This window comes from Devosia marina, assembly GCF_009758415.1.
Classification (GTDB): domain Bacteria; phylum Pseudomonadota; class Alphaproteobacteria; order Rhizobiales; family Devosiaceae; genus Devosia; species Devosia marina.
Genome location: NZ_WQRF01000003.1, coordinates 160293 through 182125, shown reverse-complemented (window position 1 = coordinate 182125; position 21833 = coordinate 160293). Strand labels below are relative to the sequence as shown.

The 21833-nt window shown below is 61.8% G+C and carries 18 protein-coding genes; 10 read left to right on the top strand and 8 right to left on the bottom strand.

Annotated features, from left to right (window positions below):
* Positions 1 to 52: 52 nt before the first annotated feature.
* Positions 53 to 1351 (bottom strand): histidinol dehydrogenase, encoded by a 1299-nt coding sequence (gene hisD / locus GO014_RS11830; RefSeq protein ID WP_157290512.1) that lies wholly within the window; start codon positions 1349 to 1351, stop codon positions 53 to 55.
* Positions 1352 to 1542: 191 nt separating this feature from the next.
* Here hisD and GO014_RS19160 point away from each other — a divergent pair, with 191 nt between their 5' ends.
* A complete protein-coding gene (locus GO014_RS19160; protein ID WP_343030926.1) occupies positions 1543 to 3447 on the top strand; it encodes an alpha/beta fold hydrolase in 1905 nt (634 codons plus the stop codon).
* Between the two features lie 61 nt (positions 3448 to 3508).
* Here the strand turns inward: GO014_RS19160 and choV are convergent, their stop codons facing one another.
* The 3 genes from choV to choX form a co-directional block, all read right to left on the bottom strand.
* Entirely contained in the window at positions 3509 to 4567 is a 1059-nt protein-coding gene (gene choV / locus GO014_RS11815) for a choline ABC transporter ATP-binding protein (protein WP_157290511.1), read from the bottom strand.
* Positions 4564 to 5403 carry a choline ABC transporter permease subunit gene (choW, locus tag GO014_RS11810; protein ID WP_343030925.1) on the bottom strand — a complete coding sequence of 280 codons (840 nt, stop codon included), beginning with the start codon at positions 5401 to 5403 and terminating at the stop codon, positions 4564 to 4566. Before choW ends, choV begins: the two co-directional genes overlap by 4 nt.
* Positions 5404 to 5527: 124 nt before the next feature.
* Complete coding sequence (choX, locus tag GO014_RS11805; protein WP_157290510.1) at positions 5528 to 6457, bottom strand: choline ABC transporter substrate-binding protein; 930 nt, start codon at positions 6455 to 6457, stop codon at positions 5528 to 5530.
* Positions 6458 to 6558: 101 nt separating this feature from the next.
* Between choX and betI the strand changes: the two genes are divergently transcribed.
* The 4 genes from betI to betA are packed head-to-tail and all read left to right on the top strand — an operon-like array spanning position 6559 to position 11835.
* Positions 6559 to 7152, top strand: coding sequence for a transcriptional regulator BetI (betI, locus tag GO014_RS11800; RefSeq protein WP_157290509.1), 594 nt, complete (start codon positions 6559 to 6561; stop codon positions 7150 to 7152).
* The gene (gene betC, locus GO014_RS11795) at positions 7145 to 8662 is read left to right on the top strand and encodes a choline-sulfatase (RefSeq protein ID WP_157290508.1); all 1518 of its coding nucleotides are present in this window, start codon (positions 7145 to 7147) and stop codon (positions 8660 to 8662) included. The genes betI and betC overlap by 8 nt, the downstream gene beginning before the upstream one ends.
* Entirely contained in the window at positions 8659 to 10131 is a 1473-nt protein-coding gene (gene betB / locus GO014_RS11790; protein ID WP_210252446.1) for a betaine-aldehyde dehydrogenase, read from the top strand. Before betC ends, betB begins: the two co-directional genes overlap by 4 nt.
* A 42-nt stretch (positions 10132 to 10173) precedes the next feature.
* Positions 10174 to 11835 carry a choline dehydrogenase gene (gene betA / locus GO014_RS11785; protein ID WP_210252445.1) on the top strand — a complete coding sequence of 554 codons (1662 nt, stop codon included), beginning with the start codon at positions 10174 to 10176 and terminating at the stop codon, positions 11833 to 11835.
* 91 nt (positions 11836 to 11926) lie between these two features.
* On the opposite strand, the gene GO014_RS11780 is transcribed toward betA, so the two are convergent.
* Together GO014_RS11780 and GO014_RS11775 are read right to left on the bottom strand one after the other, a co-directional pair.
* On the bottom strand, positions 11927 to 13228 hold the full coding sequence (locus GO014_RS11780; protein WP_157290506.1) for an NAD(P)/FAD-dependent oxidoreductase: 1302 nt from the start codon (positions 13226 to 13228) through the stop codon (positions 11927 to 11929).
* Positions 13228 to 14589, bottom strand: coding sequence for a glutamine synthetase family protein (locus GO014_RS11775; protein WP_104893453.1), 1362 nt, complete (start codon positions 14587 to 14589; stop codon positions 13228 to 13230). The genes GO014_RS11780 and GO014_RS11775 overlap by 1 nt, the downstream gene beginning before the upstream one ends.
* A gap of 88 nt (positions 14590 to 14677) precedes the next feature.
* Here GO014_RS11775 and GO014_RS11770 point away from each other — a divergent pair, with 88 nt between their 5' ends.
* Positions 14678 to 15460, top strand: a complete 783-nt coding sequence (locus GO014_RS11770; RefSeq protein WP_157290505.1) for a gamma-glutamyl-gamma-aminobutyrate hydrolase family protein — start codon at positions 14678 to 14680, stop codon at positions 15458 to 15460.
* The gene (locus GO014_RS11765; protein ID WP_157290504.1) at positions 15457 to 16884 is read left to right on the top strand and encodes an aminobutyraldehyde dehydrogenase; all 1428 of its coding nucleotides are present in this window, start codon (positions 15457 to 15459) and stop codon (positions 16882 to 16884) included. The genes GO014_RS11770 and GO014_RS11765 overlap by 4 nt, the downstream gene beginning before the upstream one ends.
* A 222-nt stretch (positions 16885 to 17106) precedes the next feature.
* Here GO014_RS11765 and GO014_RS11760 read toward each other — a convergent pair whose 3' ends face one another.
* Entirely contained in the window at positions 17107 to 18021 is a 915-nt protein-coding gene (locus tag GO014_RS11760) for an ABC transporter substrate-binding protein (protein ID WP_157290503.1), read from the bottom strand.
* Between the two features lie 105 nt (positions 18022 to 18126).
* On the opposite strand from GO014_RS11760, the gene GO014_RS11755 reads away from it, so the two are divergent.
* From GO014_RS11755 to GO014_RS11745, 3 genes are read left to right on the top strand one after another with little or no spacing between them, the layout of a single operon-like run.
* Positions 18127 to 19140, top strand: coding sequence for a FecCD family ABC transporter permease (locus tag GO014_RS11755; RefSeq protein ID WP_246204607.1), 1014 nt, complete (start codon positions 18127 to 18129; stop codon positions 19138 to 19140).
* A complete protein-coding gene (locus GO014_RS11750; protein ID WP_246204591.1) occupies positions 19137 to 20180 on the top strand; it encodes a FecCD family ABC transporter permease in 1044 nt (347 codons plus the stop codon). Before GO014_RS11755 ends, GO014_RS11750 begins: the two co-directional genes overlap by 4 nt.
* Entirely contained in the window at positions 20173 to 20970 is a 798-nt protein-coding gene (locus GO014_RS11745) for an ABC transporter ATP-binding protein (RefSeq protein WP_157290502.1), read from the top strand. Before GO014_RS11750 ends, GO014_RS11745 begins: the two co-directional genes overlap by 8 nt.
* Here GO014_RS11745 and GO014_RS11740 read toward each other — a convergent pair.
* Complete coding sequence (locus GO014_RS11740) at positions 20967 to 21791, bottom strand: amidohydrolase family protein (protein WP_157290501.1); 825 nt, start codon at positions 21789 to 21791, stop codon at positions 20967 to 20969. The two genes, GO014_RS11745 and GO014_RS11740, sit on opposite strands and share 4 nt — an antisense overlap.
* Between the last annotated feature and the right edge of the window lie 42 nt (positions 21792 to 21833).

The following is a 21833-nucleotide window of genomic DNA, read 5'->3' as shown; positions in this document are numbered from 1 at the left end:
CTTGTCATACCCACATGAGAAAGGGCCGGCGTCTCCACCGGCCCTTCCTTTTTTAGTTGGCCTTGGCTTGCATGCGGTCGAGCCGCAGTTGGGCGGCGCGGCGGTGGCCTTCGAGCCCTTCACTGGCTGACTGGCGTGCGGCGGGCGGCGCGACTTGGGAAACACCGCGTTCATCGAGCCACTGGTGGGTGGCGATCTTGACATAAGCGCCGACCCAGAGCCCGCCCGTATAGCGGCCCGCGCCCATGGTGGGCAGGGTGTGGTTGGTGCCCGAGCACTTGTCGGAATAGACTACGCTGGCCAGTTCCCCGATGAACAGCGACCCGTAATTGCGCAGCTTCTTGGCGAACGCCCTGGCATCTGCGGTGTGCACCTGCAGGTGCTCGGCAGCGATCAGGTCAGAATAGGCGATCATGGCGTCTTCGTTCTCGCAAACGGTGATCTCGCCATAGTTGATCCAGGCTTCGCGGGCAGTATTGGCTGTCGAGAGCGTTTCAAGCTGGGCCTCGACCTCCTTCTGCACGGCTTCGGCAAGGGCCTTGTCGGTGGTGATGAGGCCGACGCGTGTGCGGATGTCATGCTCGGCCTGGGCGAGCAGGTCGGTGGCGATCATTTCTGCGTCGCCCGTTGCGTCCGCGACCACGAAGATTTCGGAGGGGCCGGCAAGCTGGTCGATGCCGACGGGGCCAAACACCTGACGCTTCGCCTCGTTGACGAAGGCATTGCCGGGGCCGACGATCTTGTTGACGGCCGGAACGCTCTCAGTGCCATAGGCCATGGCGGCGATGGCCTGGGCCCCACCGATCTTGAAGATGCGGTCGGCGCCGGAGAGGTGACAACCGGCGATCATGGCCTTGTGGGCGTTGGGTGGCAGACAGGCGACGATCTCGTCGACACCGGCAACCTTGGCCGGAACGATGGTCATGATCGGAGCGGAAAGAAGCGGGTAGCGCCCGCCCGGGACGTAGCAGCCAACGCGTTCGATGGGGATGACGCGGTGCCCCATATGAACCCCAGGCAGAGTCTCGACCTCAAGCGGTAGAATAGTCGCAAGCTGCGCTTCGGCAAATTTGCGGACATTGTCGATGGCGAATTCGGTGTCCTTGCGGGTCTGCGGGTCGAGTTCGGCCAACGCCTCGGCGCGCTCCTCGTCAGTGACTTCGAAGACCTTCAATTCGGCCTTGTCGAACTTGAGCGAATAGTCCCGGACGGCAGCATCCCCATATGCACGCACATTGGCGATGATTTCACTGACCAGCGTTTCCACGGGCGCGTTGTCGCTCACAGAGGAGCGCTCGGGTGCCTTGACGTAGATTACGCCGGGGAAGGGCGAGGAAGCGGGGGCGGTCATTGCAAACTCCAAAGGCGATGGATTTATGCCGCGGGACTGGCGCGTTCTGCTTTGCGCCCGCCCGATCGGCAGTTCTGAAATTCGATCTTGCATACGTATTCAAAATTTGCCAGAGTTTTTTGCGGGAGAGGGATCGATCTTTCGTCGATGCCCGACGACACGGATCGAGGAACGGACACGCAGTGCCAGCGGTGAGAAAAGCAAGCGATGAGGTGGCGGTGATGCCGCTATTGCTGCTGCCGGGCACAGTCTGCGACGCACGTCTGTTCGGACCTCTGATGGCAGAACTGGGTCATCCGGACATGCGGGTCATGGACATGACCGGCGCCCAATCGACGCCGGAGCTGGCCGGGAAACTGCTGGCGGAGGCGCCCAAGCGGTTTGCATTGCTGGGTTTTTCGCTGGGCGGGATCGTCGCGCTCGAGATGATGGCGCAGGCGCCCGAGCGGATTGAACGCCTGGCGCTGATCGATACGACACCCCGTCCGGACCCCCCAGAGAATGCCGCGGTTCGACGCGCATCCGCCGACAAGGCGCGGCAAGACGGCATGGACGGCTACATAATCGATGGCTGGGAAAAACTCGTTTCACCGGTCAATGCCGACAATGCCGCGCTTCGCGCCACAATCATGGCCATGTCGCGCGATGCCGGCGCGGAGGTGTTGGCCCAGCAGTCCGAAGTGGCGATCCACCGTGCAGACAGCCGGCCGCGTCTCGGTGCCATCAGCGCGCCGGTACTTGTCCTCGCCGGGGCGGACGAAAAGGTCTGCCCAATTGCGGCCCACGAAGAACTGGCCCAGGGGATTCCCGGCGCGCGTTTCTTCACCATTCCAGACGCTGGGCACTTCGCCCCGCTTGAAAATCCTGCCGCAGTGGCGCGTCATATGCGCGACTGGTTGGGTGGGACAGATGCACACCATGCCGCGCAGGCAGCAGACCAAGGAGTTGAGATGAGCGCGAACGACAGCACCGGCAAGGGCAAGGCGATGCCCGCCACCGGCAAGGAAGAGGTGCTGCAGGTCGAGCGCCATGACTATGTCGACCTGGCACCGACCGACCGGCCGCGTGGCCAGTCCATGGAGGGGTTCGACGATATCTATACTGACATTGTCGACTACATCATCCGCTGCACCCACAAGATCTGGGATGAGCGCGATATCGGGCTGATCTACACCCACTATACCCATAATTGCGTGCTCTATGGCACAACCGGCACCATCTACAATCGTGAAGACATTGTGCGCGACACCATTCAGCGGCTGGTGAGCTTTCCAGAGCGGCGCGGCATGGGCACGCATGTGATCTGGAACGGCAATGACAAGGAAGGCTTTTTCACCAGTCACCTGGTGACCGGTTCCGGGCGGCATACCCAATACGGCCATTTCGGTCCGCCGACCGGCAAGCCGTTTGTCAGCCGCACCATTGCGGACTGCATGATCTTCCAGAACAAGATCTACCGGGAGTGGGTTGTGGCCGACAACATGGCCATCATCCAGCAGTTGGGCCTCGATCCGCATGCCTTCGCTATGCGCACCGCCAAGGCCAAGTTCGATGCTGGGCTGCTCTCGCTTGATATCGGAGAGAACCGCCGCTTTGTCGGCCAGACCCCGCCGGCGGAAAAGGCCGATACGTCACTGGCCCACAATGATGTGGAAGCCCAGACTATCGAAATGCTGCATGAGATCTTTACCAAGCGCATGTTTGGCCGCATCGCACAGGACTATGCGCCCAACGCGCAATATCACGGTCCGCTGATGAAGGAGCTCTATGGTCACGCAGCCATCATTCACCAGCATCTGGGGCTGATCGGTTCGCTGCCCGACGCTTCCTATGAAATCCAGCATGTGGCATCGAATCAGTGCGACGAGGGCGGCACCAAGGTCGCTGTGCGCTGGGTCATGGAAGGACACCACCTCGGCTATGGCATTCTGGGCACGCTGGGGGATCCGACCGGCAAGCGCGTGCAGGTGATGGGGATGAGCCACTATCACTGGAAGAATGGCAAGATCGTCGATGAATGGACAGTCTATGACGAGCTGAGCCTGCTCACCCAGGTCAAGCTGGGGCAGTTGGCCGACGGCGCCGAAACGGAATAATACGAAAACGGGAGCGGCCAGACCGCTCCCGTTCTGGTTTTGAGGCTGACGTTCGGACTGACTATTCGGGGTCGCGTGTCGCGCGTGAGCGCAAGGCGTCGACTACCTGCTGGCTGGAGATCGAGCCAATCTCCTTGCCGTCCTCATCGGTGACCCCAATGGTATCTGCACCATCAGACAGGGCGTCGATCACATCGGCGACCGGCGCGTCGGAAACGACCTGAACCTCGTTGTCCGGGGTCGTGGAAGGCGCATCGGCGCTGGCGAGCATAACGTCCGAGGCCTGCAGCACCCGCAGCGGATTCATGTGGGTGACGAAATCCTCGACATAGGCATTGGCCGGATTAGCGGTGATTTCCTGGGGTGTGCCGGCTTGGGTGATGCGCCCACCATCCATAATGGCGATGCGATTGCCAAGCTTGAAGGCCTCGTCGAGATCGTGGCTGACGAAGATGATCGTGCGCTTGAGCTTGGCCTGAAGTTCAAGCAATTCATCCTGCAGGCGCGTACGGATCAGCGGGTCGAGCGCGGAGAATGGCTCGTCCATGAGCAGGATCGGCGCTTCGGTGGCGAAGGCCCGCGCCAGTCCGACGCGCTGCTGCATGCCGCCCGAAAGCTCGCCGACCTTGCTGTCGGCCCAGTCGGACAAGCCGACCAGCTCAAGCTGTTCCTTCACCTTGGCTTCGCGTTTGGCTCGGCTCATGCCGCCCAGTTCGAGGCCGAGGGCGACATTGTCGGTGACATTGCGCCAGGGCAGGAGGCCGAATTGCTGAAAGACCATGGCGACGCATTCGCGGCGCAGGCGCAAAAGGTCGTCCTTGCTGCAACTGCCCGGATCGCAGGTCCAATCGCCGATATTGACCCGCACATTGCCGCGCACCACCGGATTGAGCCCATTGACGGCCCGCAAAAGGGTGGACTTGCCCGAACCGGACAGGCCCATCAGGACGAGGATTTCGCCCTCCTGTACCGACAGCGAGCAATCATGCACGCCCAGTATCTGGCCGGTTTCCTGCTGGATTTCGGCGCGGTCCCGCCCGGCATCCATCAGCGGCAGGGCCGTGTCGGGATGATCGCCGAAGACGATGCTCACATTGTCGAAGACGACAGCGTCACTCATTTCTGTTCACTCCCGATGCGCAACATGCGGTCAAGGATGATGGCCACCACGACGATGACGAAGCCGCTTTCAAAGCCGAGGGCCGTGTTGACCGAGTTGAGCGCCCGCACCACGGGAACGCCAAGTCCGTCCGCGCCCACAAGAGCGGCGACCACGACCATGGACAGCGAGAGCATGATGGTCTGATTGAGGCCCGCCATGATCTGGGGCAGTGCAAAGGGCAGTTCGACCTTGATCAGTTTCTGCGTGCCGGTGCCGCCAAAGGCATCGACCGCCTCGAGCAAGGGCGTCGGAGTGCTGGAAATGCCCAGATAGGTCAGCCGGATCGGGGCGGGCAGCACGAAGATGACGGTGGCGATCAGGCCGGGCACCATGCCGATGCCAAAGAAGACGATGGCCGGAATGAGATAGACGAAGGTGGGAAGGGTCTGCATCAGGTCCAAGACCGGCTGCAGATAGCGATACAGTGTGGGGCGGTGCGCAACAAAAATACCGATGGGCACGCCGATGGACATGCAAACCAGACAGGCGCTCATCACCAGGGTAAGGCTTTCGGTGGTTGCCTCCCAATATTCCTGGTTGAGGATGAACAGGAAACCGACCAGCACCAGAAGGCAGGTCTTCCAGTTGCGCTGAAGGATCCAGGTCAGGCCAACGAATATGCCGATGATAATGAGCGGGTGGGGGGTCTGTAGCAGCCAGAGCAGGCCCTCGATCAGGGCCTCGGCGCCGTCGGCCATGGCGTCAAATACGCCGGAAAAATTGTCGCGTAGCCAGTCGAAAAAATTACTGGCCCATTTGCCGATCGGTATCTTGTTGTCAGTCAGCCAGTCCACAGCCGTGCTCCCTCGAAATGTCCAGCCACGACAGATGGCCGGGCCGGCCAGGAGAGTGACCCCGGCATTTATGCCGGGATCACTCCGGGTCAGAGTTTAGTTGCGTGTCAAAGACGCGGCTATCCTAAAGGCCGAATTCGGCCTTGACCGCAGCAGCGCCATCGCCACCGTCCAGCGTGGTTACGCCCTCGACCCAGGCCAGTACGACGTCAGGGTTGGCCTGCATCCAGGCCAGCGAGGCGTCGCCGGCGTCTTCGCCGTCATTGAGGATGGCGCCCATGATTTCATTTTCCATGGGCAAGGAGAACTTCATGTTCTCAAGCAGCTTGCCCACATTGGGGCATTCCTCGGCAAAACCCTTTCGCGTAACGGTCTGGACGATACCTTCGCCGCCGAAAAAGTCTTCACCGCCGGGCAGATATTTGATGGGGAAGGCCGAGTTCATCGGATGTGGGGCCCAGCCGAGGAAGACAACATCTTCGCCGTCGTCAACGAGGCGATTGACCTGGGCGAGCATGCCCTGTTCGGAGCTTTCAACAACATCGAAGCCTTCCAGACCATGGGTGTTGTTTTCAATCAGTTCGACCAGATAGGCATTGCCCTCGTTGCCCGGCTCGATGCCGTAGATCTTGCCATCCAGCTCTTCGCGGAAATCGGCGATCTTGCTGTAGGAGGTCAGGCCCTTCTCGAAGGTATATTCGGGCACGGCCAGTGTGTAGTTGGTGCCTTCGAGATTGGTGGTGATCACCTCGATCTCGCCGCTTTCCAGATAGGGTGTGATGGCGCCGGTCTGAGCGGGCATCCAGTTGCCGAGGAAAATGTCGACATCATCGCTTTCGAGCGAGGCGAAGGTGACCGGCACGGAAAGGACCTTGACGTCCACATCGTAACCGAGAGCCTCGAGCACCTGCCGCGCAGCGGCGGTGGTGGTGGTGATGTCAGTCCAGCCGACATCCGAGAAAGAGACCGATTCGCACTGACCGGCGGCGAAGGCGGACGTCGACATCAGCGACACGGCCAGAGCGCCCGTCAGCGTGAGGATAGGTTTGATCATGGATTTGCTCCAGAGTGCGGGTTGGAATTTTGTTGATTGACTGTTCAATCAAAACCTACATGATGGGCAATGTAAAGCCCAGAAGCGGGAAAACTGCCCAGATGCCGAAAATTGGAATGCAACCTTTGCGCCGACAGGCAATGATCCGCGCGACCATTTCCGAGATTGCTGCGGCAGGGTCTCTCGACGTTACTGTCAGCCAGATTGCCAAACGGGCTGGAATGTCTCCGGCCCTGGCCATGCATTACTTTGGCACCAAGGATAAAATCTTTCTAGCGACGATGCGGCATGTGCTTGAACTGTATCGACAGGCAGTCAAAAGGCGGCTTGATGGCGTCTCTGACCCCTATGAACGCATTGTCGGGATAATCGACGCGAGCTTCGAGGCGAGCCAGCTTGAGCGCGAAGTGGTGGCAGCCTGGCTGGCGTTCTATGTGCGCGCGCTGCAGTCGGGCGAGGCCCGGCGGCTGCTCAATGTCTATGCCGGGCGGCTGCAATCCAACCTCCGGTTCAACTTGCGTCAATTGTTCGACGAGGCGACGGCAAGGCAGATAGCGCAGGGCCTAGCCTCGCTGATTGACGGCTTCTACATCCGTCACGCCTTGCAGGATCTGGTCCCGGATCGGGACGAAACCAGAGCCCTGGTTCAGGACTATCTCGAACTGTGGCTCGAAAGGAAAAAGCGATTTGGCTGACAAGCCCAATATTCTTGTTTTCATGGCCGACCAGCTCAACGGGACGCTGTTTCCCGATGGTCCGGTCGAGTGGCTGCATGCGCCTAATTTGAAGGCTCTGGCGGCCCGCTCGGTACGCTTTGCCAATGCCTATACCGGCTCGCCGCTCTGCGCGCCGGGGCGGGCAAGCTACATGTCCGGCCAGTTGCCGCACCGCACGCGGGTCTATGACAATGCGGCTGAGTTTGCGTCGGATATCCCGACCTATGCGCATCATCTGCGTCGAGCCGGCTATTCCACCGCGCTATCGGGCAAGATGCATTTTGTCGGCCCCGACCAGATGCACGGTTTTGAAGAGCGTTTGACCACCGATATCTATCCGGCCGATTTCGGCTGGACCCCCGATTATCGCAAGCCGGGCGAGCGGGTGGACTGGTGGTATCATAATCTCGGTTCGGTCACCGGCGCTGGGATCGGCGAGATATCCAATCAGCTCGAATATGACGACGAGGTGGCTTATCACGCCACGCGCAAGGTCTATGATTTAGGCCGGCGGCAGGACGAACGACCGTGGATGCTGACGGTAAGCTTCAGCCATCCGCATGATCCATACGTGGCGCGACAGAAATATTGGGACCTCTATGAGGATTGCGTGCATCTCGATCCAGAGGTGCCAGCCTTCGACCTGGCCGATCAGGATCCGCATTCGCGCCGCCTTCTCGAGGCGAGCGATGCCAATTCGTTCGACATTACCGAGGACAATATCCGTCGCTCGCGTCGCGCTTATTTCGCCAATATCTCCTATATCGACGACAAGATCGGGGAGGTACTGAGCGCGCTTGAGGCAACCGAGCAGTCCGAAGACACGATCATCGTGTTCGTGTCCGACCATGGCGATATGCTGGGCGAGCGCGGACTGTGGTTCAAAATGAGCTTTCTCGAGGGCTCGGCGCGCGTGCCGCTGATGATCGCGGCGCCCGGTCTGCCCGCGGGGCGGATCGAAACGCCGGTCAGCACCATGGACGTCAATCCGACGCTAGCCGATCTGGCGGGAATTGACCTGGGTGAAATCCTTCCCTGGACCGATGGGGAGACGCTGGTGCCGCTGGCCCGGGGCGAGGCCCGGACGGCGCCGGTGCTGATGGAATATGCCGCTGAAGGGTCGGAAGCGCCGCTGGTGGCGATCCGGCAGGGGCAATGGAAATACATTCATTGCGAGCTCGATCCGCCGCAATTGTTCGACCTCGATGCCGACCCGCATGAGCTGCGGAACCTGGCGCAAGACGCCGATTATGCGACCGAGGCGGGCCGGTTTGCGGCCATGGTGGGAGAGACATGGGACCTTGCCGGATTCGATGCGGCGGTGCGTGAAAGCCAGGCCCGTCGGCTCATCGTCTATGAGGCGTTGCGCAATGGCGCCTATTTCCCCTGGGATTTCCAGCCGCTGCAGCGGGCCTCCGAGCGCTTCATGCGCAATCACATGGACCTCAATGTCCTTGAACACAATCAACGCTATCCGCGAGGCGAATGAGCATGCGTAACGCCCAGCCCCAGGCGAGCCATTTCATCGATGGCCAATATGTCGAAGACCTGGCCGGTTCCGAGATCAATTGCGTCTATGCCGCAACCGGCGAGACCATTGCCGTGCTGCATTCGGCCACGCCCGGTATCATCGACAAGGCATTGAGCGCGGCAGTGCGCGCACAAAAGCAATGGGCGGCGCTGCGGCCTGTTGAGCGCGGGCAGGTGCTGCGCAGGGCTGCGGATATCATCCGCGCCCGCAATCAGGAATTATCGGAACTCGAAACGCTGGATACGGGCAAGCCGATCCAGGAAACACTGGTGGCCGATGCGCTTTCGGGTGCCGAGGCGCTGGAGTATTTTGGTGGCATTGCGGCCGGCATCACGGGCCAGACCGTGCCGCTGGGCGAGGATTTCGTCTATACCATGCGCGAACCGCTGGGTGTTTGCGTCGGGATTGGCGCATGGAATTATCCAACCCAGATCGCCTGCTGGAAGGCGGCACCCGCGCTGGCCTGCGGCAACGCCATGGTGTTCAAGCCCAGCGAGATGACGCCGCTCGGCGCGTTGAAGCTGGCCGAAATACTGATCGAGGCCGGCGCGCCGGCCGGGCTGTTCAATGTGGTGCAGGGCTATGGCGATGTCGGGGCGGGCCTGATTGCCGACAAGCGCGTCGACAAGGTGTCGTTGACCGGTTCGGTGCCCACGGGGCGTAAGGTCTATGCCGCCGCCGCCGAGGGCATGCGGCATGTCACCATGGAACTGGGGGGCAAGTCGCCGCTGATCATCTTTGAAGACGCGGACATCGAGAATGCGGTGAGCGCGGCGATCAATGCCAATTTCTATTCGACCGGACAGATCTGTTCCAATGGCACCCGGGTCTTTGTGCAGCGCGATATCCGGGCAAAGTTCGTTGCGCGCCTGGTTGAGCGCAGCAGACAGGCGGTGGTCGGCGATCCGCTGGATCCCGAGACGCAGATCGGGCCGATGGTGACGGCAGCACAGCGCGAAAAGGTGCTGGCCTATATCGAGACGGGCAAGGCCGAGGGCGCGCAACTGGTGCTGGGCGGCGGTGTGCCACAGGGCGACCGCTATGCGCAGGGCAACTATATCGACCCGACCATTTTCGATGGCGTGACCGACGAGATGACCATTGCCCGCGAGGAGATTTTCGGGCCGGTGCTGTCGGTTCTTGAATTCGGGGATGAGGACGAGGTCATCGCGCGCGCAAATGCGACCGAGTTCGGCCTAGCGGCGGGTGTGTTCACCAGGGATATCAAACGTGCCCATCGGGTTGTGGCCCGATTGGAAGCCGGTACCTGCTGGATCAATACCTACAACCTCACCCCGGTCGAGGCCCCCTTCGGCGGCGTCAAGATGTCGGGCGTGGGCCGGGAAAATTCACGCGCGGCCATCGAGCATTATTCGCAGCTCAAATCGGTCTATGTCGCCATGGGCGACGTCGAGGCGCCTTTCTAAATCGGAAAGCCGCGGCATGCGTGCCGTAGCAGGGATAGTTCAATGCAAGCAGATTTCGTCATCATCGGCTCGGGTTCGGCTGGTGCCACCATGGCGGCGCGCCTGAGCGAAAGCGGGCAGCACTCGGTGATCGTGCTCGAATTTGGTGGTTCCGACATCGGGCCGCTGATCCAGATGCCGGCGGCGCTGAGCTATCCGATGAACATGGCGATGTATGATTGGGGCTACAAAAGCGAGCCGGAACCGCATCTCGGTGGCCGGCGGCTGGTGGTGCCGCGCGGCAAGGTGGTCGGTGGCTCGTCCTCGATCAACGGCATGGTCTATGTGCGTGGCCATGCGCGCGATTTCGACACCTGGGCGCAGAGCGGGGCGAAGGGCTGGAGCTACGCCGATGTGTTGCCATACTTCAAACGGATGGAGAATTGGCACGATGGCGGCCATGGCGGGGATCCGACCTGGCGCGGCGCCGATGGTCCGCTGCATGTGACGCGCGGCAAGCGGGACAACCCGCTGTTCAAGGCTTTCGTCGAGGCAGGCACGCAAGCCGGTTTCGAGCGCACAGATGACTATAATGGCGAAAAGCAGGAGGGCTTCGGCCCGATGGAGCAGACGGTCTGGAAGGGCCGGCGCTGGTCCACCGCCAATGCCTATCTCAAGCCGGCGCTAAAGCGGCCCAACCTGGAGCTGGTCAAGTGCTTTGCCCGCCGCGTGGTGATCGAGAATGGCCGCGCTATCGGCGTGGAGATCGAGCGCGGTGGCAGGATCGAGATCGTGCGGGCCAATCGCGAGGTGATCGTGGCGGCGTCCTCGATCAACTCGCCAAAACTGCTGATGCTCTCGGGCATTGGTCCTGCTGCGCATCTGGCAGAGCACGGCATCGACGTGGTGGCTGACCGGCCGGGTGTCGGGCAGAACCTGCAGGACCATCTTGAGCTCTATATCCAGCAGGCGTCGACCCAGCCGATAACGCTCTACAAGCACTGGAACCTGTGGGGCAAGGCGCTGGCTGGGGCGCAATGGCTGTTCTTCAAATCCGGGCTGGGCGCCTCGAACCAGTTCGAAAGTGCCGGATTCATTCGCTCACGCGCTGGCGTGGAATATCCCGATATCCAGTTCCATTTCCTGCCCATTGCGGTGCGCTATGACGGACAGGCAGCGGCCGAGGGGCATGGCTTTCAGGCGCATGTGGGACCGATGCGCTCGGCCTCGCGTGGCGCAGTTACACTCACCTCGGGTGATCCACGACAGGCGCCGTCGATCCTGTTCAATTACATGTCCGATCCACAGGACTGGGCGGACTTCCGCCATTGTATCCGGGTGACAAGGGAGATCTTTGCGCAAGCGGCCTTTGATGCTTTTCGGGGGGCGGAAATCCTGCCCGGGGCGGCAGCGCAGAGCGATGACGAGTTGGATGCCCATATAAGGGAGCACGCCGAAAGCGCCTATCACCCCTGCGGCACCTGCCGCATGGGTGCGGCCGATGACCGGCAGGCGGTGGTCGATGAGGAGTGCCGGGTCATTGGGGTTGATGGATTGCGGGTGGCGGACAGTTCGATCTTTCCCACCATTCCCAACGGCAATCTCAATGCGCCATCGATCATGGTGGGCGAAAAGGCGTCCGACCATATTCTGGGGCAGGGCATGCTGCCGCCGGAACAGGTGCAACCCTGGATCAATCCGCGCTGGCAGGAATCTGATCGCTAACTCCGCTTGGGGCCGGGGACCGTCAGCCTGAACTTTGGTTTCGATTGTCAGCCATCGTCGACGTTTGCAGCCCAATCGTCCGGACGGTGGCTCAAAGTCCCAGCCGGTCTCTGAGCGCGTACCACCAGGAGCCTAGCGTCGAATATTGCGCGCGGAACATGCGGCCGCCGGGGAAGGGAATCCAGGGGAGGCTGGCAAAGGTGTCGAAGCGGGTCATGTCACCCCGTACAGCCTCGGACAGGATGCGGCCGAACAGGTGCGAGCCGGTGATTCCGTGGCCGGAATAGCCGTGGGCGAAGTAGATATTCTTGCCCAGGCGGCCGAGCTGTGGGACGCGCGAGAAGGAGAGGGCGAAATTGCCGCTCCAGGCGTAGTCCACCTTCACGTTTTTGAGCTGCGGGAAGACCTTGACCATATTGGGCCGCAGCTTGGCCTCGACATCGGCAGGGTCGGTGCCGCCATAGACCACGCCACCCCCGAAGATCAGCCGATGATCGGCCGAGAGGCGGAAATAATCGAGAATATAGCGCACATCCTCGACGCACATGTCGGTGGGCAGCAGGGCCTTTGCGCGTTCTTCGCCCAGCGGCTCGGTGGCCATCATCTGCGTCGAAACGGGCATGACCCGTGCCGTCAGTTCAGGCACGACATTGCCGAGATAGGCATTGCCGCAGATCAGCGCCGTCTTGGCCCGAACCTGGCCCTTGGCCGTTGAGACGGTCGCTCCGGAAGCGTCCTGCTCGACCTTGGTGACGGGCGAGCGCTCAAAAATGACCCCACCCAGGCTTTCCAGTGCGGCAGCCTCGCCCAGAGCCAGGTTGAGCGGGTGCATGTGAGCACCCGAGTGATCGATCATGCCCCCTTCATAGACGTCCGAGCCTATATGCTGGCGGATCTGCGCCCTGTCGAGCAGTTCATGGTCATCCATGCCATGGTTGCGCCAGAGGGCCTGCTTGGCCTTGAGCTCGTCCATGTGCTTTGGGGTATAGGCCGCATAGATATTGCCGCGCTTGAGATCGCAATTGATGCCATAGCGTTCGATGCGGTCATAGATGATACCGGCGCCTTCCTGGAGCAGGCCGCCAATGAAATTCGCCGTCTGCTGGCCATAGCGGCGCTGGATGGTGCCAAGGCTGGCGTTGAGGCCGTTGACGATCTGGCCGCCATTGCGGCCAGAGGCGCCCCAGCCGACCTCGGCCGCTTCGACCATAACCACCTTGAACCCCTGTTCGGCCAGGCTGATGGCCGCCGACAGGCCCGAATAGCCGGCGCCGACGACGCAGATGTCGGCCTCAACCGCGCCCTCAAGCACCTGAGGCTGGCGGACGATATTGCGTGAGGCGGCGTAGTAGCTGGGCGGATAGGCCGAGTTGGCGTTTGGCGTTTCAGACATCACACAACCTCAAGATAGGCAGAAAATTCAAGGTCGGTGACCTGGGAGGCAAAGCCGGCGTTTTCCTGGCGCTTGCAGGCGACGAACATGGATTGCAGCGTGTTGTCGAAAATGCGCGGCACCATATCGCCATCCTCGAAGGCGTTGATGGCAGAGGCCCAGTCCGCCGGCAGCTTGGGCAGACGCTCGGAATAGGCACGGCCCTTGAACGGCTTGGGCGGCTTGATCTGGTCTTCAATGCCGACCAGGGCCGCGCCCAGAATGCCGGCCAGCACCAGATAGGGATTGGCGTCGGCGCCCGAAACACGGTGTTCGATGCGACGCGCCTTGGGGTTGCCGCCCGGAATGCGCACGGCGGTGGTGCGGTTTTCATAACCCCAGGAAATGGCGCTGGGGGCATGGGTATCGGGGCGCAGGCGGCGGAAGGAATTGAAGTGGGGGGCAAAGAGCAAGGTGGTTTCGGCCATCCCGGCCAAGAGGCCGCCCACGGCGTGGTGCATTACCTCCGAACCGCTTTCAGTGCCGTCGTCAAAGACGTTGTTGCCAGCTTGGTCGTTGAGGCTGAAATGGACGTGGAAGCCATTGCCTGAGCGTGCGCCATAGGGCTTGGCCATGAAAGTGGCAACGAGATTGTGCTTGCGCGCGACGCCCTTGACGATGCGCTTGAACAGCACGGCGTCGTCGGCGGCCTTGAGCCCATTGGTGTGCAGCAGGTTGATCTCGAACTGGCCGATGCCGTTTTCGGCCACGGCCGTGTCGGCCGGCACGTTCTGTTGCTGGCATTGGAGATAGACGTCGCGGAAGAACTCGCCGAAATCCTCCAGCTCATCGAGCGAGAGGATGGCGTCGGAATCGAGCCGCTTGCCGGTGTAGGGTGAGATCGGGGGCTGAGCAGAATCGGGGTCAGGATCGACCAGATAGAATTCGAGCTCGGTGGCCACCACAGGTTCGAGGCCAAGCTCGGCATAGCGCCGCAGCACATGGGCCAGGGCCTGGCGGGGATCACCGAGAAATGGTGTACGGGCGTCTTGGAACAGCCAGAGCGGGATCATGGCGCTGGGGCGCGTGGTCCAGTTGATGGGCAAGGCACCGCGCCCGGTGGGGCTGCAGATGCCGTCGGTATCGCCGCTCGAAAAGACCAGCGGATTGCCCACGATATCCTCGCCCCAGACGTCGACGCCGACAATGGAGAGCGGCATGCGGATGCCGCTTTCGGCCACGCGCCGGGCCTGATCGATGGGGATGCGTTTGCCGCGCAATATGCCGTTCAGATCGCAGACGGCGGTATGCAGCACTTCGATCTGTGGATTGGCCGCCAGCCAGGAGACAATGTCTTCGTTTGCGATCTGATCGGAACTCATGCCTGTGCGTCGCCCTTTTTGTATGACATAGCATCAGACTAGCAGGTGCTGAGGCGTTGCGGGAGGCTGTCCAGAGAGAATGCCAACAATGGATGCACAAAGACTTCGGCATCGCCCGGTGATCGGGGTGATTGCCTGCGGACGAGCTGTGGAAGGGGAACCGGCCCAGGCAGTCAAGCACCGCTATCTCGAGGCGGTGGAGACACATGCGGATGCCATTCCCCTCATCGTGCCGTCAAATCAGGACGTCACGCATGCCGCCGACATCGTTGCGCGGCTCGATGCAGTCATGCTGACGGGCAGCAATTCCAACATTGCGCCGCATCACTATGGGTCCGCCCTTGACGGTCAGGCGCCGATTGATGATGGCCGAGATGATTTCAGCCAAGCGCTGATCCATGCCGCGATCAGGGCGGCCAAGCCGGTTTTCGGCATCTGCCGGGGATTGCAGGAAATCAATGTGGCTTTGGGCGGTACGCTGCGGGACCTGCGTGAAGCAGGGCAGGGACACGTGCATCATGCCCCGCCCGATGTATCGCTTGAGGACATGTTCGGGTTTGCACACGAGATTGACGTTGCCCCGACCGGCCTGTTGCATCGGGTCGTGGAAGCCGACCGGCTGCGGGTCAACAGCGTGCATTTCCAAGCTATCGACCGCCTCGGCGAGGGGTTGGTGGTCAATGCCAGTGGTCCGGGCGGTATTGTCGAGGCTGTGGCGGCCAGTCACACGCCGGCGCCTGTGTTTGCCGTGCAGTGGCATCCGGAATGGCGGCCCGAGGGGCGGGCGCATGACCTGGCCTTCTGGAATTATCTGAGCGAAGCGGCGCGGGCACGCTACATGCCTGCCCCGGGATCGGAGTTGAGTGCATGAGTGAAATCAAGACCCGCCTGTTCATCAATGGCGCCTATGTCGAGGGCCAGGGCAAGGTTGAAACCGCCTTCGAACCGGCCTTGGGCAAACCATTGGCCGAGGTTGCCTCGGCCAGCGATGCGCAGATCGACGAGGCTGTGATGGCGGCCGAGACGGCCTATCGGTCCTGGTCCAAAACCACGCCGCGCGAGCGCAGCGCGGCGCTGCTGGCCATTGCCGCCGCCATTGAAGCCAAGGCGAACCAGCTTGCCGTGGTCGAGTCGCGCAATGCTGGCAAGCCATTGCGCTTCGTCAAGGCGGGCGAGTTGGCCAATGTCGCCGATGTGTTCCGTTTCTACGGCACGGCGGTGCGCAACATGCCCGCGCCGGCGGCGGGGAACTATCGCTCCTCGACCCGCACGAGCCTGGTGCGGCGCGACCCGATTGGCGTCATCGCCCAGATCGCACCCTGGAACTATCCGCTCTTGATGGCCGCCTGGAAAATCGCGCCGGCGATTGCGGCGGGCAATGCCGTGGTCATCAAGCCCTCGGAAATGACCCCGCTCAGCCTGTTGGCGCTCAGCGAAATCTTTGCAGACTTGCTGCCTCCGGGCGTCGTCAACGTGATCTGCGGCAATGGGCCGGAGGTGGGCAATAGGTTGATTTCGCACGATCTGGTGCGGATGATCTCGCTGACGGGCGATGTGCGCACGGGGCGCGCCGTGTTGCAGGCGGCGGCCGGCAATACGATCAAGCGGACCCATCTTGAACTGGGCGGCAAGGCGCCGGTGATCGTCTGCGCGGATGCCGATCTCGACAAGCTGGTCGAGACCTTGCGCGAGGCCAGCTTCTATAATGCCGGGCAGGACTGCACGGCCGCCTGCCGCATCCTGGCGCACAAGGACATTGTGCAAGAACTGACCGACCGGCTGGAAACCATGATCGGCTCGCTGGTCTATGGCAGGCCCGAGCGCGACGATGTGGAGTTCGGCCCCGTGATCAGCGCGCGGCAGCTGGAGCGGGTGGATGGGTTCGTGTCGCGGGCGCGCAGCGAAGGCTTTGAGGTGATGCAGGGCGCGGCGCCCGATGCCGATGGATATTTCTTTTCGCCCACGCTGGTGGCCGCGCCAATCGAAGCGGAGATCGTGCAGAAAGAAGTGTTCGGGCCGGTGCTGAGCATTACGCCATTCGATGACGCGCAGCAGGCAGTCGATTGGGCCAATGCATCCGAATACGGGCTCGGATCATCGGTCTGGTCACGGGATGGCAGCCAGGCCATGGCGATTGCAAATGCCCTTGAATATGGGGTGACCTGGGTCAACACTCATGGCGTCATGGCAACCGAAATGCCGCATGGCGGCATGAAGAATTCGGGCTATGGCTCGGACCTCTCCATGCAGTCGCTGATCGACTATACCCAGATCCGCCATATCATGGTGGAGTAGGGCCCGGACGACCGGGCACTGTGTTGGATCAGTCGGCGAACGCATCGAGATCGCTGCCGGAAATGGCGGAGAGCGTAGATTTTCCGCAACCATTGGGCCGGATCAGGATGGTGACCTGACCATCGGGATCACCAGATCAACCAATTTGAGGATGGTGTTCTCGGTATGGCCGGCCTGGATTTGAAGTGCTTCAAGCCGGCTCATGCGACCCTCCATCAGGCTCTAGCGGGTGCTTTCGAGCCCATAGACATTTTCGATGTCGTCGAGCAGCAGATTGCCTGCGATGTAGCCGCCGGCGGTGTTCCACACCGCGTCTGAGACCTCGTGCACCCTGCCGGCCTGCACCACGGCAAGGTTTTGCCAAAGCGGATCGTTGAGCCAGTCCTCGGCCTGGGTGTTGCCCTCGCCATTGCCGGTTTCGTAAGTGAAATAGAACAGCCGGTCGCCCTCGAATTCCGGGATGCGTTCCTTGGTGATCTGCTCGGCGAATTCGGGCTTGTCCTGAGTGGCCGGACGGGCAAAGCCAATCTGCTCCAGCGTCAGGCCGGAAAAGCTGTCCTTGAAATAGATGCGGGTCTGGCCGCCCATGAACCGGGCGATGGAGATCTCTTCGTCGAGACTATCGCCCAGTGCCGCGGAGATCGCGGCGATGCGGGCATCATAGGCATCGAGGGCCGCCTGGCCTTCTTCGCCTTTGCCGATGGCGTCGGTGTAGAGCGCCATGTTGATCTTCCAGTCGCCGCGCAGACGCTCTGAAACAACCGTTGGGGCAATGGCCGAGAGCTGTTCGTAGATGGCTTCGTGGCGCGCCTTGTTGGCCAGGATCAGGTCTGGCTCGAGAGCCACGAGCAACTCAAGATTGACCGCGGATTCTTCGCCGACATTGGTGACGTTGGCCATCTGATCGGCAATATGATCGTACCAGGGTTCACCCAGCCAGGATTTGGCCGCGCCGACCGGGGCGACACCGACAGCCAGCAGGGCTTCAGTGCCTTCGTTGGTCAAAACGACTATGCGTTGCGGATCGTCAGGTACATCGGTCACCCCCATGGCGTGGGTGATGTCGCGGGCGTGTGCCGGCATGGATATGGTGCCAGCAACGATGATCGCGGCAATGAGCAGGTGAGGACGCTGCATCTTTCTCTTTCCTAACTTGACAAGAAAGCTCTTAAATTGGATGGCTTCATCCACCAGAATTTAATCTGACTGTCAATATCAAGATAAGAGGTTGTCGTGACCAGCATGGTCGAGGGCATGAGCCGTCCGGTTCAAGCGGACAGGTCGCGCTGGCCGGTCTATGCCGCTCTCGCGCTCGGACTGTGTGTCGCCATGCTGGCCAGCCTTACCCTGGGCTATAAGCTCTATGGGCTGGATAAAGTCTGGGCGGCGCTCTTCGCTCATGATGGTTCTGAGACCGCCACTGTGATTGCCGGGCTGCGCCTGCCGCGCGCCTTGATCGCGCCGCTGGCTGGTGCGGCCTTGGGCATGGCCGGGGTGATGGTGCAGACCCTTTCGCGCAATCGGATCGCCTCGCCCGATACGCTTGGCCTCAACGCCGGTGCGTCGATGGCCGTGGTGTTGGCAATGGTGGTTTTTGGTGTCGGATCCTTGGGGGGCCTGTCGTTGGCAGCCGCTATCGGTGCGCTGTTGACCAGCATCATCGTTTTTGGCGTGGCGGCCGGCGCAGGTGGCCTGTCGCCGCTCAAGATCGTGCTTGTGGGCGTGACCTTTGCCGGGCTTGCCCATGCGGTGGTCGAAATCGTGCTGACCAGCAATGAAGCACAATTGCAGCAATTGCTGTTCTGGCTGTCCGGCGCCTTTGTCGACCGGCCCATCAGCCTGTTCTTCAACGGCTTGCCCGTTGTGCTGGTTGGGGCGGCGCTTGCCTTTACGCTGACTTCGGCACTTGATGCACTGCAGGCCGATGATGCGACAGCAGCCAGCCTCGGCGTGCCGCTGTTGGCAGTGCGGGGGCTGACCTTTGTCGCGGTGTCGCTGCTGACCGGCGCGGCTGTTTCCATGGCCGGACCGGTGGCCTTTGTGGGCCTGGTCGTACCGCATGCCGCTCGGGGGCTGGTGGGGCTGCGCCATCGGCACCAACTCGCTGCCGCCGCCTTGGTCGGCGCGATCTATACCACGCTGGCCGATGTAGCTGCGCGTTTCGTGATCTATCCGGTCGAAGCGCCGGTGGGTGCGATTACTGCGGTGGTCGGCGCTGGTACCCTAGTGGTGTTACTGATGCGGAGGCTCGCATGAGTGAGGTCGTGGCTATGCGCCGCCGGACGATGCCAGGGTCCACGACCATTGCCCTCCTGGCCGTGTTCGCCGTCTTTGTTCTGCTGTTCCTTGCCGGCGTCGGTTTCGGTTCGACCTGGATTGGGCTCGATACCGTCACCGGCGTCCTGCTGGGTGGGGGTGACCGGACCGACAGGCTGGTCGTATTGCAACTTCGCCTGCCGCGCGTGCTGGCGGCGGCGATTGCCGGAGGCGCGATTGCCTATGCCGGCTATCTCTTGCAGCGCATCACCCGCAACGAACTCGCCTCGCCCGGGGTACTTGGCGTGGTCGATGGCGCAGCGCTGGGCGTGGTGCTGTTCCTTGCCATATTTTCCAATGAGTCCAATGCGCTCACCGTGCCGGTGGCCTGGCAGCCACTGGCTGCAGCGCTCGGCGCGATGACCGCGATCGGACTGGTTTTCCTGCTCTCGGGGCGGCAAGCGTCCTCTGCCATCCGGCTGATCCTGTTTGGTATTGCCATTGCGGCGGTCGCCAAGGCGCTTACTACCATTTTCATGCTGATCGGGCCGATCTATCAGGCGGCCCAGGCCGCGCGCTGGCTGGCCGGAGCGGTCAACACCATCAATTGGAGCGAAGTCCAGATCATGCTGATGGTGCTGGTGCCGGTGGGCATAGTTGCCGGTATTGCGGCGCGCAATCTGCCGCCGGCCGACCTGGATGATGCCTCCTCGCGCAGCATTGGCCTCAACCTGCCGGTCTATCGCATCATCATGTTCCTGCTGGCGGCCTTGCTGACAGCGGGCGCCGTTGCCTTTGCGGGTGGCGTCGGGTTTGTCGGGCTGATAGCGCCGCATATGGCCCGGCTGCTTGTCGGGCGCGGGCGGATGGCCGGCATCGTCATGTCGATCCTGCTTGGGGCAATCATCCTGGTCGGCGCCGACCTCCTGATCCGCGTGGCCTTTGCGCCGCTTGAGGTGCCCGCCGGCACGGTGACCGCCGTCATCGGGGCCCCCTATTTCCTTTATCTGCTCATGCGCAAGGACAACAGCAATGGATGACCAGATGGCCAATCGGATCGAGGTCAAGGCGTTGAGCCTGAGTTACGGGCCCGAAGTCGTGCTCGATGCGCTCAGCCTGCCGATTCCGAGCGGCCAGATCACGGTGCTGGCCGGTCCCAATGGTTGCGGCAAGTCCACCCTGCTGCGTGCCATTCGCCGCCTGCATGCGCCGCAATCGGGGCAGGTGCTGCTCGACGCGGAAGATATTTCCAAACTCAATGGCAAAGCGCTGGGACGCCGCATTGGCCTTTTGGCGCAAAGCCCCAGCGCTCCGCAGGACATGACCGTGGAAGAGTTGGTGCGGCTGGGCCGCTATCCGCATCAAGCAATGATGCAGCCCTGGGGTGCCGGCGACGATGCAGCGGTTGCCGCGGCCATGGTGGGCACCGGGGTGGCCGAGATGCGGCAACGGCGGATCGGCTCACTGTCGGGCGGGCAATTGCAGCGGGCCTGGATCGCCATGGTGCTGGCGCAGGAGACAGATGTGATCTGTCTTGATGAGCCGGTCAATCACCTCGACATGGCCCATCAACTCGATTGTCTCGAATTGGTGACCCGACTCAACAAGGAGCAGGGCCGCACGATTGTCCTGGTGTTGCACGATCTCAATCTCGCCGCCCGCTATGCCGACCAGCTGGTATTCGTTGCCGATGGCAAGGTACGCGAGCGCGGCACGCCCGAGACGATGATGCGCTCAGACCTGATCGATGAGGTGTTCAATGTCACCGCCGAGATCATCATCGACCCGGTGCATAAACGCCCGATCTGCATTCCGCATCGACGCAGCTAGAGCCGATAGATTCTCTTGGCATTGGCATTGAGCAGTTTGGCCTGCTCGTCCGGGCTGGCATCCTTGATGATCTCGCGCGTCGCGCCGACCCAGTCGGTCAGGGAGCCGCCCAGCGTAACGACGGGGTGGTCCGAGCCCCAGACGATGCGGTCCCAGCCAAAGCTGTCGATAACGTGCTCGACATAGGGGCGAATGGCTTCGAGCGTCCACTCCTTGCCGGCATAGGCGATGATGCCGGATATCTTGGCATTTAGATTAGGTCGCCTGGCAATCTCAGTAATGTGCTCACGCCAGGGAGAGAAACCGCCCACCGTTATGTCCTGGGCGCCGCAGTGGTCGAGCACGAACGTGACATCGGGGCAGCTATCAACCAGGGTCTGGCCAATGGGCAACTGATTGTGGCGCACGCAGAGGTCGAAAGTCAGGTCATGGGCCGCGAGGCGCCGGATGTTCGCGGCGAAATGGGGTGTCTGGCTGAGTGCATCGGGTGCCTGATGCAGGACGCGCCGTAGGCCGCGAACACGCGGCACGGCGGCTAGGCCTTCCAATTGACTTTCGAAGTCGGGTTTTTCCGGCCGGCATCCAGCGATGGCTCCGGCGATGCCGTCCAGTTCCAGCACAAAACGCGACTCGGCCTCGATATCGCCCTCGTCGACATCGACTTCCATGTGCAGCGCCGCTTCAATACCGAGTGGGCGTGCTTCGGCCAGATAATCCTCGATGCTCCAGGGCCGGTTGATCGCCGGCGCACCCGAAAGCCAGGGATAGGCGAAGCGGTCCGGATAGATCAGGTGCAGATGGGTATCGATGATCGGGATCATGGCCTGGCCTGGGTCGGTGTTGTCTTCGTCTTCGAGTGCCGC